General features: G+C 60.5%; 16 protein-coding genes and 1 tRNA gene. 9 read left to right on the top strand and 8 right to left on the bottom strand.

Translation table 11 applies throughout. The features are described 5' to 3' along the window. Nucleotides 1–5: 5 nt before the first annotated feature. Nucleotides 6–440, bottom strand: coding sequence for a hypothetical protein (locus MU848_RS08815; RefSeq protein WP_247231222.1), 435 nt, complete (start codon nucleotides 438–440; stop codon nucleotides 6–8). A 139-nt stretch (nucleotides 441–579) separates the two neighbouring features. Between MU848_RS08815 and MU848_RS08810 the strand changes: the two genes are divergently transcribed. Further along, nucleotides 580–656 (top strand) — tRNA-Arg (locus MU848_RS08810). 189 nt (nucleotides 657–845) lie between these two features. On the opposite strand, the gene MU848_RS08805 is transcribed toward MU848_RS08810, so the two are convergent. The 5 genes from MU848_RS08805 to MU848_RS08785 all read right to left on the bottom strand — a co-directional run bounded on the left by MU848_RS08805 (nucleotide 846) and on the right by MU848_RS08785 (nucleotide 5,469). Continuing rightward, the gene (locus MU848_RS08805) at nucleotides 846–2,300 is read right to left on the bottom strand and encodes a cobyric acid synthase (RefSeq protein WP_247231221.1); all 1,455 of its coding nucleotides are present in this window, start codon (nucleotides 2,298–2,300) and stop codon (nucleotides 846–848) included. Nucleotides 2,301–2,360: 60 nt separating this feature from the next. Then, entirely contained in the window at nucleotides 2,361–2,582 is a 222-nt protein-coding gene (locus MU848_RS08800; RefSeq protein WP_097092760.1) for a hypothetical protein, read from the bottom strand. A gap of 25 nt (nucleotides 2,583–2,607) precedes the next feature. Further along, nucleotides 2,608–3,867, bottom strand: a complete 1,260-nt coding sequence (locus MU848_RS08795) for an N-succinylarginine dihydrolase (RefSeq protein WP_247231220.1) — start codon at nucleotides 3,865–3,867, stop codon at nucleotides 2,608–2,610. Next, entirely contained in the window at nucleotides 3,864–4,883 is a 1,020-nt protein-coding gene (locus tag MU848_RS08790; protein ID WP_247231219.1) for an arginine N-succinyltransferase, read from the bottom strand. The genes MU848_RS08795 and MU848_RS08790 overlap by 4 nt, the downstream gene beginning before the upstream one ends. A gap of 100 nt (nucleotides 4,884–4,983) precedes the next feature. After that, nucleotides 4,984–5,469 carry an RNA pyrophosphohydrolase gene (locus MU848_RS08785; RefSeq protein WP_247231218.1) on the bottom strand — a complete coding sequence of 162 codons (486 nt, stop codon included), beginning with the start codon at nucleotides 5,467–5,469 and terminating at the stop codon, nucleotides 4,984–4,986. Nucleotides 5,470–5,651: 182 nt separating this feature from the next. On the opposite strand from MU848_RS08785, the gene MU848_RS08780 reads away from it, so the two are divergent. Together MU848_RS08780 and MU848_RS08775 are read left to right on the top strand one after the other, a co-directional pair. Further along, entirely contained in the window at nucleotides 5,652–7,028 is a 1,377-nt protein-coding gene (locus MU848_RS08780; RefSeq protein ID WP_247231217.1) for a cryptochrome/photolyase family protein, read from the top strand. Between the two features lie 36 nt (nucleotides 7,029–7,064). Continuing rightward, entirely contained in the window at nucleotides 7,065–8,330 is a 1,266-nt protein-coding gene (locus MU848_RS08775; protein WP_247231216.1) for an SAM-dependent methyltransferase, read from the top strand. Between the two features lie 4 nt (nucleotides 8,331–8,334). On the opposite strand, the gene MU848_RS08770 is transcribed toward MU848_RS08775, so the two are convergent. Continuing rightward, entirely contained in the window at nucleotides 8,335–9,045 is a 711-nt protein-coding gene (locus MU848_RS08770; protein WP_247231215.1) for an SDR family NAD(P)-dependent oxidoreductase, read from the bottom strand. Between the two features lie 93 nt (nucleotides 9,046–9,138). Continuing rightward, nucleotides 9,139–10,617: an amidophosphoribosyltransferase gene (gene purF, locus MU848_RS08765; protein ID WP_201513800.1), complete on the bottom strand. Its 1,479-nt coding sequence runs from the start codon at nucleotides 10,615–10,617 to the stop codon at nucleotides 9,139–9,141. Between the two features lie 182 nt (nucleotides 10,618–10,799). Between purF and ccmC the strand changes: the two genes are divergently transcribed. From ccmC to MU848_RS08735, 6 genes are all read left to right on the top strand, one after another. Next, nucleotides 10,800–11,522 carry a heme ABC transporter permease CcmC gene (gene ccmC / locus MU848_RS08760; protein WP_097091483.1) on the top strand — a complete coding sequence of 241 codons (723 nt, stop codon included), beginning with the start codon at nucleotides 10,800–10,802 and terminating at the stop codon, nucleotides 11,520–11,522. A gap of 133 nt (nucleotides 11,523–11,655) precedes the next feature. After that, nucleotides 11,656–12,102: a cytochrome c maturation protein CcmE gene (gene ccmE / locus MU848_RS08755; RefSeq protein ID WP_201513808.1), complete on the top strand. Its 447-nt coding sequence runs from the start codon at nucleotides 11,656–11,658 to the stop codon at nucleotides 12,100–12,102. A 46-nt stretch (nucleotides 12,103–12,148) separates the two neighbouring features. Continuing rightward, nucleotides 12,149–14,080, top strand: a complete 1,932-nt coding sequence (locus MU848_RS08750) for a heme lyase CcmF/NrfE family subunit (protein ID WP_247231214.1) — start codon at nucleotides 12,149–12,151, stop codon at nucleotides 14,078–14,080. Further along, the gene (locus MU848_RS08745; protein WP_247231213.1) at nucleotides 14,077–14,604 is read left to right on the top strand and encodes a redoxin family protein; all 528 of its coding nucleotides are present in this window, start codon (nucleotides 14,077–14,079) and stop codon (nucleotides 14,602–14,604) included. The genes MU848_RS08750 and MU848_RS08745 overlap by 4 nt, the downstream gene beginning before the upstream one ends. Then, nucleotides 14,601–15,011, top strand: a complete 411-nt coding sequence (locus MU848_RS08740; protein ID WP_097091486.1) for a cytochrome c-type biogenesis protein — start codon at nucleotides 14,601–14,603, stop codon at nucleotides 15,009–15,011. Before MU848_RS08745 ends, MU848_RS08740 begins: the two co-directional genes overlap by 4 nt. Further along, nucleotides 15,008–15,655: a tetratricopeptide repeat protein gene (locus MU848_RS08735; RefSeq protein ID WP_247231212.1), complete on the top strand. Its 648-nt coding sequence runs from the start codon at nucleotides 15,008–15,010 to the stop codon at nucleotides 15,653–15,655. Before MU848_RS08740 ends, MU848_RS08735 begins: the two co-directional genes overlap by 4 nt. Nucleotides 15,656–15,737 lie beyond the last annotated feature (82 nt).

Below are 15,737 nucleotides of genomic sequence, written 5' to 3'. Positions count from 1 at the left end.
CCACCTTATGTCTCCAAATAGCGCCGCTCATGCTCGCGGACCTTGCCGGTTTCGAGCAGCCGCGCCTGGGTGCGCCATTCCTCGCGCGCGATCGTTCCCGGTTCCCGCCCCAGCCGTGCCTCCAACGCCGCTTGCTGCTCGTCACTGATTGCGCCAAGCCGGTCATAACGATGATAGCCCGCCTCATGCAGTGCGGCCGCATCTGCCGCTGAAATCCCTCTGACCCGTGTCAGATCATCCCGATCAGAGCGATCATGCCCAACGCCGGGAGGAACAGCCGCCACCCGCGCATCCCGTTCCTTTAACGTCTGCCGATGCGCGATCTGCTCGTCCCGCCACAGCCGCTTATATTTGCCGCGTCCGCTCATCATCAGGCCCAGCACAAGCCCAACGAGCAGTGCGATGACCAGCAATATGATTTCGTTCAAAGTGAAAGCCATGCCTCGCCTCCTTCCCCAATCCGCAACGAGCAAATGCCGGGAAAAGTTGCGCCTGCGAAACTGCGACGGCAGCCCCGTAAAAAAAGTGAAAAAGGGGCTTGCCCAATCATCCGCCCCCCTCTATCTGCCGCTCCACAACGCGCCCGTAGCTCAGCTGGATAGAGCATCAGACTACGAATCTGAGGGTCGGACGTTCGAATCGTTCCGGGCGCGCCATTTTCTTTTCCCAAGAAAATCAGCAGCATGTAAGACAATCATAGCTGATTGTCTTAGCTGTTCAGGCGCGACTGTGCCGGTCGGACGTCCCGCAAATATCGGCCCGTTAGTAACAGGGGAAGCCACCCGGCTGAACGGTGGGCGAGCTTGCCGGCAAGCCGCATCATTTCCCAAAGCAACCCGTCCGCGTCAGCGTTTCGTCGCCATCTCGATCATCGCATCGATGTCAGCATGCAGCTCCAACTGCCCGGCAATGTCATCGAGCGCCTGTTCCACCGACGCGGCATAATCCACCGCTCCGGATTTCACGCCCAACGACGCCAGCAATCCAGCACGCGCTTCCGTGCTGGCAAAGAGGCCGTGCACATAGGTGCCGCAAACGCGGCCGTCCGCACTGACAGCACCATCCGTCCGGCCATCGGCCAGCCGCGCCAAATGCCGCGCGCGATCGGGGCCGTCGGTCAGGCCGACATGCATCTCATATCCCGCGAAGCTCTGCCCCCACGCCGTGCCCGCCACCCGCTCCAGCGACTTATCGCCCGTCAACCGTGTGTCCACATCAAGCAGGCCCAGCCCCTCGATCCTTTCCGGTTCCCCCTCGATGCCTTCAGGATCTGAGATGCTGCGGCCAAGCATCTGATACCCTCCGCAAATGCCCAAAATGGGCCTGCCGCGCCGATGATGCGACAGGATGTCGATATCCCATCCCTCTGCCCGCAATGCGCGCAGGTCGGCGATGGTCGCCTTCGAACCCGGCAGAATGATCAGGCTGGCCTCGGCGGGGATCGGTTGCCCCGGCGGCACCATGACAAGCTCCACGTCAGGCTCGAGCTTGAACGGATCGAGATCATCGAAATTCGCGATGCGGGGCAGGACAGGGCAGGCAATCACCGTCCCCCTGGCGCCACGATCGATATTCCTCTCCAGCACCACGGCGTCTTCGCTGGGCAACCTGGCAGTGGCCGATAGCCAGGGGATCACGCCAAAGCCTCGCCAGCCTGACAATTGCTCGATCTGGCGATAGCCATCCTCGAACAGCGCGGGATCACCACGGAACTTGTTGATCAGGAACCCTCGGATCATCGCCGCATCCGCCGGGTCGATAATGGCCTTGGTGCCTGCGATCGCGGCAATGACGCCGCCACGATCTATGTCGCCGACCAGGATGACGGGCACATCCGCCGCCCGCGCGAAGCCCATGTTCGCGATATCACCGGCCCGTAAATTGATTTCGGCGGGCGATCCGGCGCCCTCGACCACGACGATGTCGCATTGCTGCCGCAGCCGCTCGTAGCTCTCCATCACCGCGCCCAGCAGCTCGGCTCGCGCCGTCCGAAAATTCCCAGCGCCCAGCGTGCCGCGAACCTTGCCATGCACGACCAGTTGCGACGTCCGGTCAGCCTGCGGTTTCAGCAGCACCGGGTTCATGTCGCTATGCGGTTCTACCCCGGCCGCCGCCGCCTGGAGAGCCTGGGCCCGGCCGATCTCTCCGCCATCGGCCGTGACGGCTGCATTATTGGACATGTTCTGCGGCTTGAAAGGACGCACGCTGTAGCCACGGCGCACCAGCGTGCGGCACAGCCCCGCAACGAGCACCGACTTGCCGACGTCGGATCCTGTTCCCTGAAGCATGATCGCGGCCATGGAGCGCTCCTGCATGCGGCTCCGCTCCCGGTCAACCGCCGCCTTGCCCCGAAACGCCGTTCAGTAGGTCAGGCGCCGCCGCATCTCGACGGCATCGATGATCATCCCGCCGGCCATGAATACCGATCCGGTGCATGCCAGGGCAAGCAATTGGCCGCCGAAACCGGGATATTGCCCCATATAGACGATGCCGCGCTCCGTAGCGCCCAGTGCAAGCGCATAGATGACCAGAAACGCCTCGAACTTCGTCTTGATCGTGAAAAGGCGCTTGATCCGGTTCATCATTCCACTCGAGCTGCGACTAGCTCTAAGGAATTAAGTCGCCCGAAAGTTGCAAATGGTCAACAAGCATTAACCACGATTGTTCGATCTGCGCGATCAGGCGGGTGTCGGCAAGATCAGTGGCGATGATCTCCTCAGGCCAACTACGCTCGACAATGTTCGCGATGGCGTCAAGCTTGGCTTCGTTCACCAGAAACCGTGGATCGATATTCGCCGGGTCCGCGACGACCCTCAGCCGCAGGCAAGCTGGTCCTCCGCCATTGGCCATGGATTGGCGCACGTCGACGGGGAACAGTTCCCGGATGGGACCATTGCCCGCGACCAGATTTTCCAGCCACCCCCAGACGCTCCTGATGGCCTTTGCTTCGGCAGGCAGGACCAGAGCCATGCCGCCATGGGGCATCGTGACTAGTTGCGCGTTGAAAAGATAGCTTTGGATGGCGTCGGTCAGGCTTATCGCCCGTGCTGGCACTTCGATGATCTGCACCGCCGGGAAGAGCGCCCGCAACTGCGTGTAGAAGCGGTCCTTGTCCGCAAAGGCTTGCTCATGGGCGAACAGCAGGCCTTCGTTGGCGACTGCTACCACGTCATTATGGAATGCGCCGGCCGCGATCGCCTCTTGCGACTGCATCACGAACAATGTGCGCGCAGGATCAAGGCCGTGCAGCCGCGCTACCGCCTTGCTGGCTTCGACATGCTGGCGCGCAGGATAGGGGCCACCCAATTGGCCATAGACGAATATTTCGACGCCTTGATCCGAATGCCGGTCACATAGCCGCATATGGTTGGCGGCGCCCTCGTCGCCAAAAGGCGCGGGGATCGGCGGATGCACCGCGAATGCGGACTTGTCGGAAAAGGCGACCTGCAATTGGGTGAGCGTCTGCTGCCACTCATGGCTGCGATGGGGCATGGTCACCAGATTGGCGACCGTCAAATGGGTACGCCTGTCTGCCGTGTCCGGCCCCGGCGATACCGTGGCGGCATTGGCTGCCCACATCGACGACGCGGACATGGCGGCCGCCCGGATATGGGGCTCTGCTTCGCTGATATTCGTGCCCAGTGCGTTCAGCCAGCGTCCGTCCGGCCGCCATTGCGGTACGAAAATGCCTTGGGTCAGGCCCAGGCGGAGGTTCGTGCGCATCTTCTCGATGCCTTGCAGGGCGGCTGCCCGGGGGTAGGATGCCGCTCCTGCATTGTTGGCCGAAGCGAGATTGCCATGGCTCAGGCCCGCATAATTGTGGCTCGGGCCGATCAAGCCGTCGAAGTTGATCTCCCTGACGCTCATGCGCGCGGCACCATCGTGAATGACTGCCCCGGCTCGATCGCCAGCCGTTCAGCGCTTTCCCGGTCGAGTGATACGCCCTCGTTGCTGGCGCGTTTGACGAGGCCGTAGGTGCAGCGAAACTCGGCGCGCTGACCGCAAGCGATCAAATGCTTTTCGCCGCCATCGTCATGGATCGAACCAAGTGTCACATCCTGCGCATGGGCGATGGTTTGCAGCGAGTTGATCTGTCCGACCATCGTCGGCCCGCCGTCGAAAATGTCGACATAGCCCGGATTGGTGAAACCCTCCGTCTCCAGCATTCGCATTGCCGCGCGGCCATTGGGATGGGGAAGGCCGATGACGGCACGCGCGCCTTCGTTCAGCATGGCGATGTAGATGGGGGTCTTGGGCATCAGGTCCGCGATGAACTGATTGCCATGGATGGCATTGAATTCGTCCGCTTCCTGAAAGGTCATGCCGAAAAAGCGCCCGGCAAGGCCGTCCCAAAATGGCGAGCCGCCCGCTTCATCGATCACGCCACGCAGCTCCGCGATCACTCGTTCTCCGAAGCGCTCGCGATGATTACGGATATAGAGATAACGGCTGCGAGCGAGGAGGAGGCCAAGACCCTCCGCGCGCTCTCGCGGATGCAGGAACAGGCCGCCTACTTCCGTGGATCCCTCCAAGTCGGTCACGAGCGAGAGCATTTCCGCCCGGAACGTCCGCGAAAGCTCGCGGCTATGCTGGGTCAGGACGCCCAGGCGGTAGGAATAAAAGGGCCAGCTTTGCCCGACCTTGCTGAAAATCTGGCAGGTGCCCCGAACTTGCCCTGTAGTGCAGTTTTCGAGAACCATGAGAATGAGTTCGTCTTCAACCTCCCCACCCTCGCGAGCAAGAGCCAGTTCGGTCCGGACCAGCTTCTCTTCCAACGCCTTCCGGTCAGCGGGCAGGTTCGTAAATCCTCCCCCCGTTTGTTTCGCTAATTCATACAGGGTTTGCAGATCATCCGCCCGCGCCGTCCGCATGACAAAGCTCAAGCCATCACCTCCACGCCAGGGCTCGATCAGGAAAGGAAAGCGCCCTCATGCACCGGAGCTTATCAAACGAGGCTGCCCGCCTCCACCCTCGCGGTGGCTTTTAGATGAGCGCTTTGAATTCCTGCAGAATGTCCCGGTAGAGCTTGCGCTTGAAAGGAACTATCACGTCGGGAAGCGCTTCCGGCTCGATCCATTTCCATTCCGAAAATTCCGGGTCAGCGGTAGCGATATCGATGTCGCCATCAGTGCCGAGAAAGCGTGCCAGGAACCACGTCTGCCTCTGGCCGCGGAACTTGCCGCCCCACAGCTTCCCGATGAGTTCAGGCGGCAGGTCGTAAAGATGTTCGTCCCGCGCCTTCGCGATGATCTCGACATGATCCGGCGTGATCCCCGTTTCTTCGCCAAGTTCACGAAGCGCGGCTGCTTTTTCCTCTTCCCCGTGGTCGATCCCACCTTGCGGCATTTGCCAGGCTTCCACCTGGCTATCGATCCGCTGGCCGACAAAAACCTTGCCGTCCATGTTGACGAGCATCACGCCGACACAAGGCCGATACCCGAGTTCCGAATCATTTGGCACTGACGCCATATTGTCCCCTGATCAATGTCCTCGCCGCTAACCCTGGGCCGCAGCCTTTCTCCGTTGCCAAGATAAGCGGCCGACTTGCGCCCGTCCATGAGCTAAAAAATACAGTGCCGTATCTGGACAGCTTTTCGCGCCGAAATGGTCGAGGGGTTGGAAGCCTCGCCCAGCAATGGCAAAGCTGGCATATGTCCGATCCCGTCATCCTGTGGTTCCGCCAGGACCTCCGTCTCTCCGATCAAGCTGCCTTGGAGCAGGCGGCCAGCGAAGGACCAGTTATCCCGGTCTACATTCTGGACGATGCAACGCCCAAGCAGTGGAAAATGGGAAGCGCGCAGCGATGGTGGCTCCACCATAGCCTCAGATCACTGGATGATAGCCTTCGCCGCAAAGGATCCCGTCTTATCTTGCGCAGAGGGAAGAGCGTAGAGGCATTGCAGCGGCTAAGCCGGGAAACGGGCGCTAAACGGGTGCATGCGCTGGCGCACTATGAACCATGGTGGCGCAATGCGGAAAAGGCAGTGGCCCGCGATCTCGACCTTCAATTGCATGGAGGCATGCTGCTGCTGCCACCCGGCAGCGTCCGCACGTCTGGTGGAAAGCCCTATCAGATATACACGCCTTTTGCCCGCGCCGCGATGCAGCATATGCCGCCTCCTGTCGTCAGTCCGGCCCCTGCGGAAATCGCTTCTCCCCATAAGTGGCCTAAAAGTGAGTCCCTCGACGATTGGGGCCTGCTTCCCAGCAAACCTGATTGGGCTGCCCATTTTTCTGACGACTGGTCTCCTGGGGAAGCCGGAGCCCGCCAGAATGTTGCGTCATTCATGGATGAAGCTGACGAATATGACACGGCACGCAATCTTCCCTCGATCGAAGGCACATCCCGACTTTCCCCCCACCTGCATTTCGGCGAGGTTTCGCCCGCTTATGTGTGGCACCGCATCGGTGATGCAGCCACGGATGCCACAACCTTCCTCAAGGAACTGCTTTGGCGCGATTATGCGCATACCCAAATATGGGCATTCCCAGCCTATGGATCACAGAATGCTCGTGCCGGTTTCGACCGGATGCCATGGCGGGATTTGCGCGAAGCAGGCTCCGATCTAGCGGCGTGGAAACAAGGGCAGACAGGCTATCCGATAGTGGATGCCGGCATGCGGCAGCTTTGGACGACAGGATGGATGCATAACCGAGTCCGCATGATCGCGGCCAGCTTTCTCATTAAACATCTTCTGATCGATTGGCGGCACGGGGCTCAATGGTTTTGGGATACCCTCGTTGACGCAAGCTATGCGAACAACAGCGTGAACTGGCAATGGGTGGCTGGGAGCGGTGTTGACGCAAACCTATTTTCGCGGATCATGGCGCCATTAACGCAGTCTCCAAAATTCGAGGCGGCGGACTATATCAGGAGGTGGGTGCCTGAACTGGTGCATCTGGATGACAAGGCAATTCATGATCCTGACGCCTTTGAAGCAAGGCCGCGATCCTATCCTCCCAAGCGCGTAGGGCATCGCGAGGCGCGGGAACGTGCGCTTGCCGCATATCGGCGCAGCAGGGCGTGACGACAGTATCCATGAGCGAGCGGCAGAGGTGAGGGTATGAACGCAATCGATCCCAAGCGTGGCAGGCGCGCGTCAGCCGTGCGACGATTGCCTGAGGATGAACCGAGCCGCTGGCTGGAGCGCCTGACTGCACCCCACTTCCACCGCCTTCTGGACCGCATCGATTCGGGACTTGAGAAGGGCAAACTCGAAGCGACGCTGCCCGATGGCACGATCAGGATGTTGGGCGGGCGGGCGGCAGGGCCCGCGTGCGAAGTCAGGTTGGTCCGCTGGCGTGCTCTGCTGCGGCTGATTGCTGGTGGGTCGGCGGGTTGGTATAGGGCATGGGCTGCAGGTGAGTGGAGCAGTCCCGATCCGGTCCCACTGTTCGAATTGTTCATGGCGAATGCCGCTACGTTGGGCAATGTCGCGCGCCCGAACGGCCCGGGACGATGGTTTGCGGCGCTTGCGCATCGCCTGAGGCGCAATAATCGGCGGGGATCGCGTCGCAACATCGCTTATCATTATGACCTGGGGAACGATTTCTACGGCCTCTGGCTGGACCGCAACATGCATTATTCGAGCGCGTTGTTTCGCGATCCAGACGACCCGAGCGAAAGCCTGGAGCGCGCGCAGCAGCGCAAGGTGGACGCTATACTGGATCGGCTCCACCTCAAGCAGGGCAGTGCGCTGCTTGAGATCGGCTGCGGATGGGGAGGGCTTGCCGAGCAGGCAATGCAGCGCTGCGCCATCCGCTATGATGGGCTGACGCTATCGACCGAGCAAGCCGATTACGCGCGTGAACGGCTGGGTGCCGGAGCCAATATCCTCCTGCGTGATTATCGCGATGCCCAAGGCCAATATGACGCCATCGCCAGTGTGGAGATGGTGGAAGCCGTTGGCCAGGAATATTGGCCTGCCTATGTGAGTGCGATCAACAGGCTTCTAAAGCCCGGGGGGCGAGCCGCGGTTCAGTATATTCTGATCGATGATGCCATTTTCGATCGATATGCCCGTGGAGCTGATTTCATTCAGACCTATATTTTCCCGGGCGGCATGTTGCTTTCCGAAGGCCGCTTCAGGGCTCTGGCGGAGGCCGAAGGGCTGGAATGGCGAGACGTTCACCATTTTGGCCAGCATTATGCGGAGACACTCAGGCGATGGCGCGAGCAATTCGATCGCACTGTCGATCGTGGCCTTCTACCCGCGAGCTTCGACCAGCACTTCGTGGCGCTTTGGCGCTATTACCTCATGTATTGCGAAGGCGGCTTCAGGAGCGGCACGATCAATGTCGCCCAGGTCACGCTGGTTAAGCCCGGCTGACGAATCAATCTATGCGCAGGTGATAACCGTTCGGCTGGTCCGAAAGGACGAGGTCGGCGATCGCTTGGCCAACGACCTCCGGTTCTTTCACCGTTGCCGGATCTTCCCCTGGATAGGCTCTGGCCCGCATCGCGGTCCGCGTTGCTCCGGGGTCAACGATATGGGCGCGGATCGCGGAAATATTCTTCACTTCCTCGCCATAGGCGCTGACGAGCGTTTCGAGCGCCGCCTTGGATGCACCATAGGCGCCCCAATAGGCGCGGGGCGCACGTGCGACCGATGAGGTAATCGCAACGACGCGGGCATCAGCGCTAGCGCGAAGCATTTTGTCGAATGCCGCGATCAAGGCCTGCGGTGCCGCTATGTTCAAGGTGAGCTGCCGGGCAAATTCCTTGGTATCGATAGCGGGAACTGCGGCCAAGCTACCGAGCGTTGCGGCATTGAGCACCAGGACATCCAAAGCCTGCCACCGGCCAGATACCGCCTGCGCCAGTCGTCCGATGCTCTCTCCATCTATGAGGTCAAGTGGCGCGATGGTCGCGCTGCCGCCGACGCCGTGAATATATTCTTCCACCTCCTCAAGCCCGCCAGCGGTTCTGGCCGTCAGAATGACGTGAGCACCGGCAGCGCCCAACGCCTTGGCGGTGGCAGCGCCGATCCCGCGGCTCGCGCCGGTTACCAGGGCAAGCTTACCGGAAAGAGGAAGAGTGGACATGAGGTATCCTGTTCGCCCTTCTGAGTGAAAGGCCGTTCGTTGAAAAGGGAATGGCTGCTCAGGCCGAGCAGCCATCCAGATTTGCTTTAGTGATCAGACAACCCGCTCGGCTAGCAGTTCAAGCTGGTTCTGCACCACCGCATCATCCTGATCGGTGAGTGTGGTGGGATAATCGCCGGTAAAGCAGGCGTCGCAATATTGCGGCCGGATGTCCGCCCGCTTTGCCTCGCCCAGCGCTTTGTAGAGCCCATCTATTGAAATGAACGACAGGCTATCGGCATGGATAAAATCCTGCATGCCGCCGATATCCAGACGATGCGCCAACAGCTTGGTGCGCTCGGGCGTGTCCACGCCATAGAAGCAGCTATGCTTCGTCGGCGGACTGGCAATTCGCATGTGCACTTCCTTGGCCCCAGCTTCGCGCATCATTTGTACGATCTTGAGGCTGGTGGTCCCACGAACGATCGAGTCGTCAATGAGGACGATGCGCTTGCCCTGGATCAGCGCGCGATTCGCATTATGCTTGAGCTTGACACCAAGGTGCCGAACCTTGTCCCCCGGTTGGATGAATGTACGTCCGATATAGTGCGAGCGGATGATGCCAAGCTCAAACGGGAGGCCGGATTGTTGGGCATAGCCGATCGCCGCAGGCACGCCGCTGTCGGGCACGGGGATGACCAAGTCGGCATCGACCGGGTTCTCGATTGCCAGTTGAGCGCCGATGGCTTTGCGAACCGAATAGACGCTCGACCCATCAACGATCGAATCGGGGCGGCTGAAATACACATGTTCGAAGATGCAGGGGCGGGGGTGTACGTCGCCGAACGGGCGGTGGCTCCGGACCTCACCATCATGCGTAACGATGACAAGCTCGCCAGGATCGATAGAGCGGACATGTTCAGCACCGACGACGTCGAATGCGACGGTTTCAGACGCGAAGATCGTAGCATCACCCAGCTTGCCCATCACCAGGGGCCGGATACCAAGCGGATCGCGACATGCGATCATGCCTTCAGGCGTCGTCACGATCAGTGAATAAGCACCCTCGATCTGCTTCAGCGCGTCAATGAACTTGTCGAGCAGCGTCCGGTAGGTCGAGGTTGCGACCAGATGGATGATCACCTCGGTATCAGACGTCGACTGGAAGATGGAGCCGCGCCGGATCAGTTCGCGCCGAAGCTTCATGGCATTGGAGATATTGCCGTTATGTGCGACGGCAAAGCCACCGGAATTAAGCTCTGCATAGAGCGGCTGCACATTGCGGAGCGAGGTTTCGCCCGTCGTTGAATAGCGGACATGGCCAGATGCGGTATTGCCCGGCAGGGCGCGAATCACTTCATCACGGTCGAAATTGCCCGCCACATGGCCCATCGCCCGGTGGGTGTGGAAATCATGGCCATCCCAACTGGTGATGCCAGCAGCTTCCTGACCGCGATGTTGCAATGCGTGGAGTCCAAGTGCGACGATCGCCGAAGCGGTCTCCGCCTGGATGACTCCGAAGATGCCGCATTCTTCACGCAGCTTGTCGTCGTCGAACGGGTTTGTCGTAAACATGGGTGCGAGCGGGTCCATAGCCGATGCCGTGCGCCTCAAAGGGCTGCTTCGCGCGCATATAGTGGCTCGATCCTGATTTGTCGCCTGTTTGAAACAAAAAAGGCTGTCGAGCGGCGAAGATGGGAAAGTTTCCTGGGTGGTCGCGGACAGAAAAGCGCTACTGGCTTTGCGCGTAAGGCAGAGCTAAAGAGCCTCTCCAAATGCACCGTTTTGCCAATCCTGCCCGCTTCCTGAAGATCGCGCGGCCGCTGACCGCCTGGCTGTTCTGGCCTGGGCTGATACTGCTTTTGGCAGGTGCGGGTTGCGGTCTTCTTGTTACTCCGGCTGATTATCTGCAGGGTGAAACGGTAAGGATTCTTTATATTCATGTGCCTGCCGCATGGCTGGGAATGGCGGGATGGACCGGGATCGCGATATCCGCGCTGATGCAGCTTATATGGCGGCATCCACTTGCAGCAGTTGCGGGGCGGGCCATTGCAGTTCCAGGCGCATTATTTACCGCGATCTGCCTCGTCACGGGATCTATCTGGGGCCGTCCCACCTGGGGAACGTGGTGGGAATGGGACGGTCGGATGACCTCCATGCTGGTGCTCTTCTTCCTCTATCTGGGATATATAGCGCTGGCCAATGCAAGTGCGCGGCAGGATCAGGGCGGCGTCAGTCCCGTGACGGCAATCTTCGGCCTTGTTGGGGCGGTGAATATTCCCATCATCAATCGCTCGGTCGTGTGGTGGAACAGCCTGCATCAGGGCCCCAGCATCACGCTGCGAGGATCAAGCATCGACCTGTCGCTTCTCTGGCCACTTGGCTTCACGCTCACGGGATTTTCTCTCCTGTTCGGGGCGATCGTGCTGATGCGGATGCGGACCATATTGGCGCGTAACAAGGTTGAGGCGCGCATGCAGCGGCTGGCGCGGGGGTAATCGACATGAATCAGTGGGCTTTTGTCGCCGGCGCCTACGCGCTGACCTTTTTGGGCACGCTCGTCCTGTGCCTTTCCTGCTGGCGCTCCATGCGCGACGCGGAGGCGGCGGCGCAAAAGTTGACGGACAGGTCATGAAGGCAAAGCATCAACGCCTCGTCCTTGCGCTGGTCGCGCTCTTTGCCTTGATCGGTGCGGGCTTGCTCGCTGCCTCTGCGCTCCGCGACGAAGCCGCCTATTTCTATGCGCCCGCCGATGTTCGCGCGAAAGGCGTAGAAGAGGGCAAAGCCATTCGTCTCGGCGGCATGGTGGTCAACGGCAGCCTCAAGCGGGCGGCAGACGGCGTAACCCTGCATTTTGACGTGACCGACGGGAAGGCGACTGTTCCTGCGGTGTTCAAGGGTATTGCGCCTGATCTTTTCAAGGAAGGGTCTGGTGTAGTTGCGGAAGGGGCGTTTGATGGCGCGGGCACCTTCGTTGCCACGAACCTGCTGGCGAAGCATGACGAACGTTACATGCCTCGGGAGCTGGAAGGCCTGCAATATAATGAAACGACCCACGAGATGAAGGCGGGCCGGTGAGAGCGGCATTCATGACCATCGGGCCTCAGTCAGCGGTGAGGGCGGCATGATCGCAGAAGCAGGTCTCGTCGCGCTATGGCTGGCCGCAGCGCTCGCGTTTCTTCAATTAGGTCTGGTGGCTTTCGGACTGGCGGGAAAGAAAAGCGAACTGCTCGAGGCCGTGCGGCCGGTAGCGGTCGCCCAAGGGGCGCTGACCACCATCGCCTTCATCGCACTGATCGCGCTGTTCATGCGATCGGACATGTCCGTGTTGCTGGTCGCCAACAACAGCCATTCGATGAAGCCATGGCTGTACAAGTTCGCTGGAACATGGGGCAATCATGAAGGCTCCATGCTGCTCTGGGTCACCGTCATGGGCGTGGCTGGCGCTGCGGTTGCCTTGTTCGAACGAGCGCTACGGCGAGATACGCATATGGCGACACTTGGCGGACAGGCTGCGATCAGCCTTGGATTCTATGCATTTCTGCTTTTTGCTTCCAATCCTTTCGCGCGGATCAATCCGCCCGCGGCTGATGGTCAAGGGCTCAACCCGCTGTTGCAGGACCCTGGCCTCGCCTTCCATCCGCCCACCCTGTATCTCGGATATGTCGGGTTGTCGGTGGCTTTTTCCTTCGCGATCGGCGCGCTGCTGACGCGGCAGGTGGATGCATCCTTTGCACGGGCGATGCGGCCGTGGGTTCTGGCTGCGTGGATACTCCTCACGCTCGGCATCACGGCTGGCAGCTATTGGGCCTATTATGAACTGGGCTGGGGCGGTTGGTGGTTTTGGGACCCTGTCGAGAACGCGTCGCTGATGCCGTGGCTGGCGGCGACAGCGCTTTTGCACAGCGTTACGGTGCTCGCCACGCGCGATGCGCTGCGGGCCTGGACGGTGATGTTGGCGGTTATTGCATTTTCGATGTCGATGGTCGGCACATTCCTTGTCCGTTCGGGCATCCTGACCAGTGTCCATGCCTTCGCGGTTGACCCTGAACGCGGCAGCTTCATCTTGGTCCTGTTGGGAATTTACATCGGGGGAGCGCTCGCGCTCTTCGGATGGCGGGTGGGTGCGGTACGCGAGGGAGCGCCTTTTGAGCTTGTCAGCCGCGAGACCATGCTGGTGGTCAACAATCTGCTGCTCTCCGTCATCCTTGGTCTGGTGTTGATAGGGACGCTCTATCCACTTCTTACCGAAGCCTTTGGGCACAAGGTCTCGGTTGGTGCGCCCTATTTCGATCGGATAGCGGGACCCATCGCCCTGATCCTGATGATCGTCATGGCGGCAGGACCTTTGACTCGGTGGCGCCGGGACAATTTGGCTGAGGTTGGGCGGCGATTGATCGTCCCGGCCGTCATCGCCATGATCGCCCTTGCTGCTGTGGCTATACTGGCATGGGGCCGGATCGGCGTGCTGCCGTTCCTCGGGCTGGTCATTGCCCTGGCTGTCGCGGCGGGAAGTGTGGCCCCACTCTGGAAGCGTAATTTGCGGCGTACCCCTCTGTTCACCTGGGGAATGGTTGTTGCGCATTTGGGGTGTGCCGTCAGTCTTGCCGGCATGGCCTGCGATTCCGCTTTCACCGTAGAAAAGCTTGCGGCGGTTCGGCCCGGTGACGTGGTCGAAGCGGCAGGTTGGAAATTGCGTCTCACGCGGATCGTTCCGATAGCAGGCGATAACTGGACTGCGTTACAGGCTGACATGGAAGCGAGCCGGAATGGAGGTGCCCCCGTCATGCTGCATCCACAAGCGCGCTTTTTCCCGTCACCTCCCACGACCACGACCGAGGCAGCGTTGCTGACGCGTTGGAATGGTCAGCTTTACGTCGTGCTAGGCCAGGAGGCCGACCAGGGACGCTGGCAACTTCGGGTTTGGTGGAAGCCGTTCGTCACGCTGATATGGTTCGGCGGTGCGCTAATCGCCTTAGGTGGCGCGTTGGCGCTGGTGGGACGTGAGCGTCGTGGCTGGCTTCTCAAATGGCGCGGCAAGGCGGCGGTCGCATGAGGAAGCTGCTGATCTGGCTGCCGCTGGCACTCTTTGTGGGATTTTTCATCCTTTTCGCCAGTGGTTTGTTGAAGCCTGACGGCCGCGTCATCACGTCGAAGCAGGTGGGCAAGACGTTGCCCGATTTCACTCTGCCGCCAGCGGCCAGCGATCGGCCCGCGTTGATGAGCCGTGAGCTGGTAACGGGCAAACCGCGCCTGCTGAACATCTTCGCCAGCTGGTGTGTACCCTGTGCCGCCGAGGCGCCCCAACTTCTCGCCTTGAAGCGGGCAGGGGTGGAGATCGATGCCATCGCAATCCGTGACGCTCGTGAGGATGTGGACCGGTTCCTGGCGCGCTATGGCAATCCTTATGCCCGGATCGGGCTCGATGCGCGCAGTAGCGTGCAGATCGCCTTGGGTTCATCCGGCGTTCCGGAAAGCTTCGTCATCGATGGAAAAGGCCGGATTGCCTATCAACATGTGGGCGACATACGGGCGGACGATATTCCCATGATCCTCCAGCAGTTGGAGGATGCCCGGTGAAGGCCCTGCTGACCCTGTTCGCATTGCTGTTGACCCCGCCGCTTCTGGCGCAGTCAGCACTTCCTCCTGCTCCCTATGCGGACCGGCAGATCAGTGATCCTGCACTGGAACGCAAGGCAAAGGCGTTGATGGAGACGATCCGCTGCCTCACCTGTCAAAGCCAGTCAATCGCAGATAGCAATGCAAGCATGGCTGGCGATATGCGGTCGCAGATCAGGGAAAGGATCATGGCCGGGGAAGAGCCCGAACATATTCGCCGCTGGCTGATCGAGCGATATGGTGATTGGGTGAGCTATGAGCCCACAGCTGATCCGGTTCTCTGGCCGCTTTGGGGCGCGCCATTATTGCTGATCGGTCTTGGTTTGCTGCTGTTGCGTGGCCGGATCAAACGGAAGGCACGGCGATGAACGGCTGGCTGATAGCGGCGGCTTTTGCATTCTGTCTCATGGCGTTTCTCATCGCGGTAGGGCGCATTCCGCGCATGTCATGGGAGCTGACGGCTGCGGCTGTGCTGCTTGGACTCGCCGGTTATGCTTGGCAAGGAAGCCCCGGATTGCCTGGGCAGCCGAAAATGGCATCGGCTTCCACGGACAGGGGGCAGTTTGACGAGCAACTCGCAGAGCGGCGCCGCGGAATGGCGGAGCGCTACGGCAAGGCTGGACAGTGGCTGATGTTGTCGGATGGCCTCGGCAGGCAAGGCAAGACCAAAGAGGCGGCAAATGTCCTGCTGGCGGGCCTGAAGCAGACGCCCGATGATCCCAATTTATGGCTGGGGCTTGGGAACGCTTTGATCGCTCATGCGGGTGGGGTGGTGTCGCCGAGCGCCGACTTTGCTTATCGTCGTGCGATGACGCTGGACCCGGACGCCCCTGCGCCACCTTATTTTTATGGCTTGGCCCTCGTTCGCGCCGGTCAGTTGCAGGCTGCAAAGGAACTGTGGGCGCCTTTGGCCGCTAGAGCGCCCGAAGGATCGGAAATCAAGGCGGAACTGGAACTCAGCATTGCGCGTATCGACGCAATGTTGGCAGCGGGAACGCCTGTCGCCCAGTGATATGGCGGTTCAATTGCGCTGGTCATGGAGGCGTGGTAGGGGGCGCCCCTTCTTAATGAAGATTGGGAATTTTCCCGTACAT

Origin of the sequence: Sphingobium agri, from assembly GCF_023051225.1 — a bacterium.
Taxonomy (GTDB): Bacteria; Pseudomonadota; Alphaproteobacteria; order Sphingomonadales; family Sphingomonadaceae; genus Sphingobium; species Sphingobium agri.
This window is presented reverse-complemented; position numbering and strand designations above follow the sequence as displayed.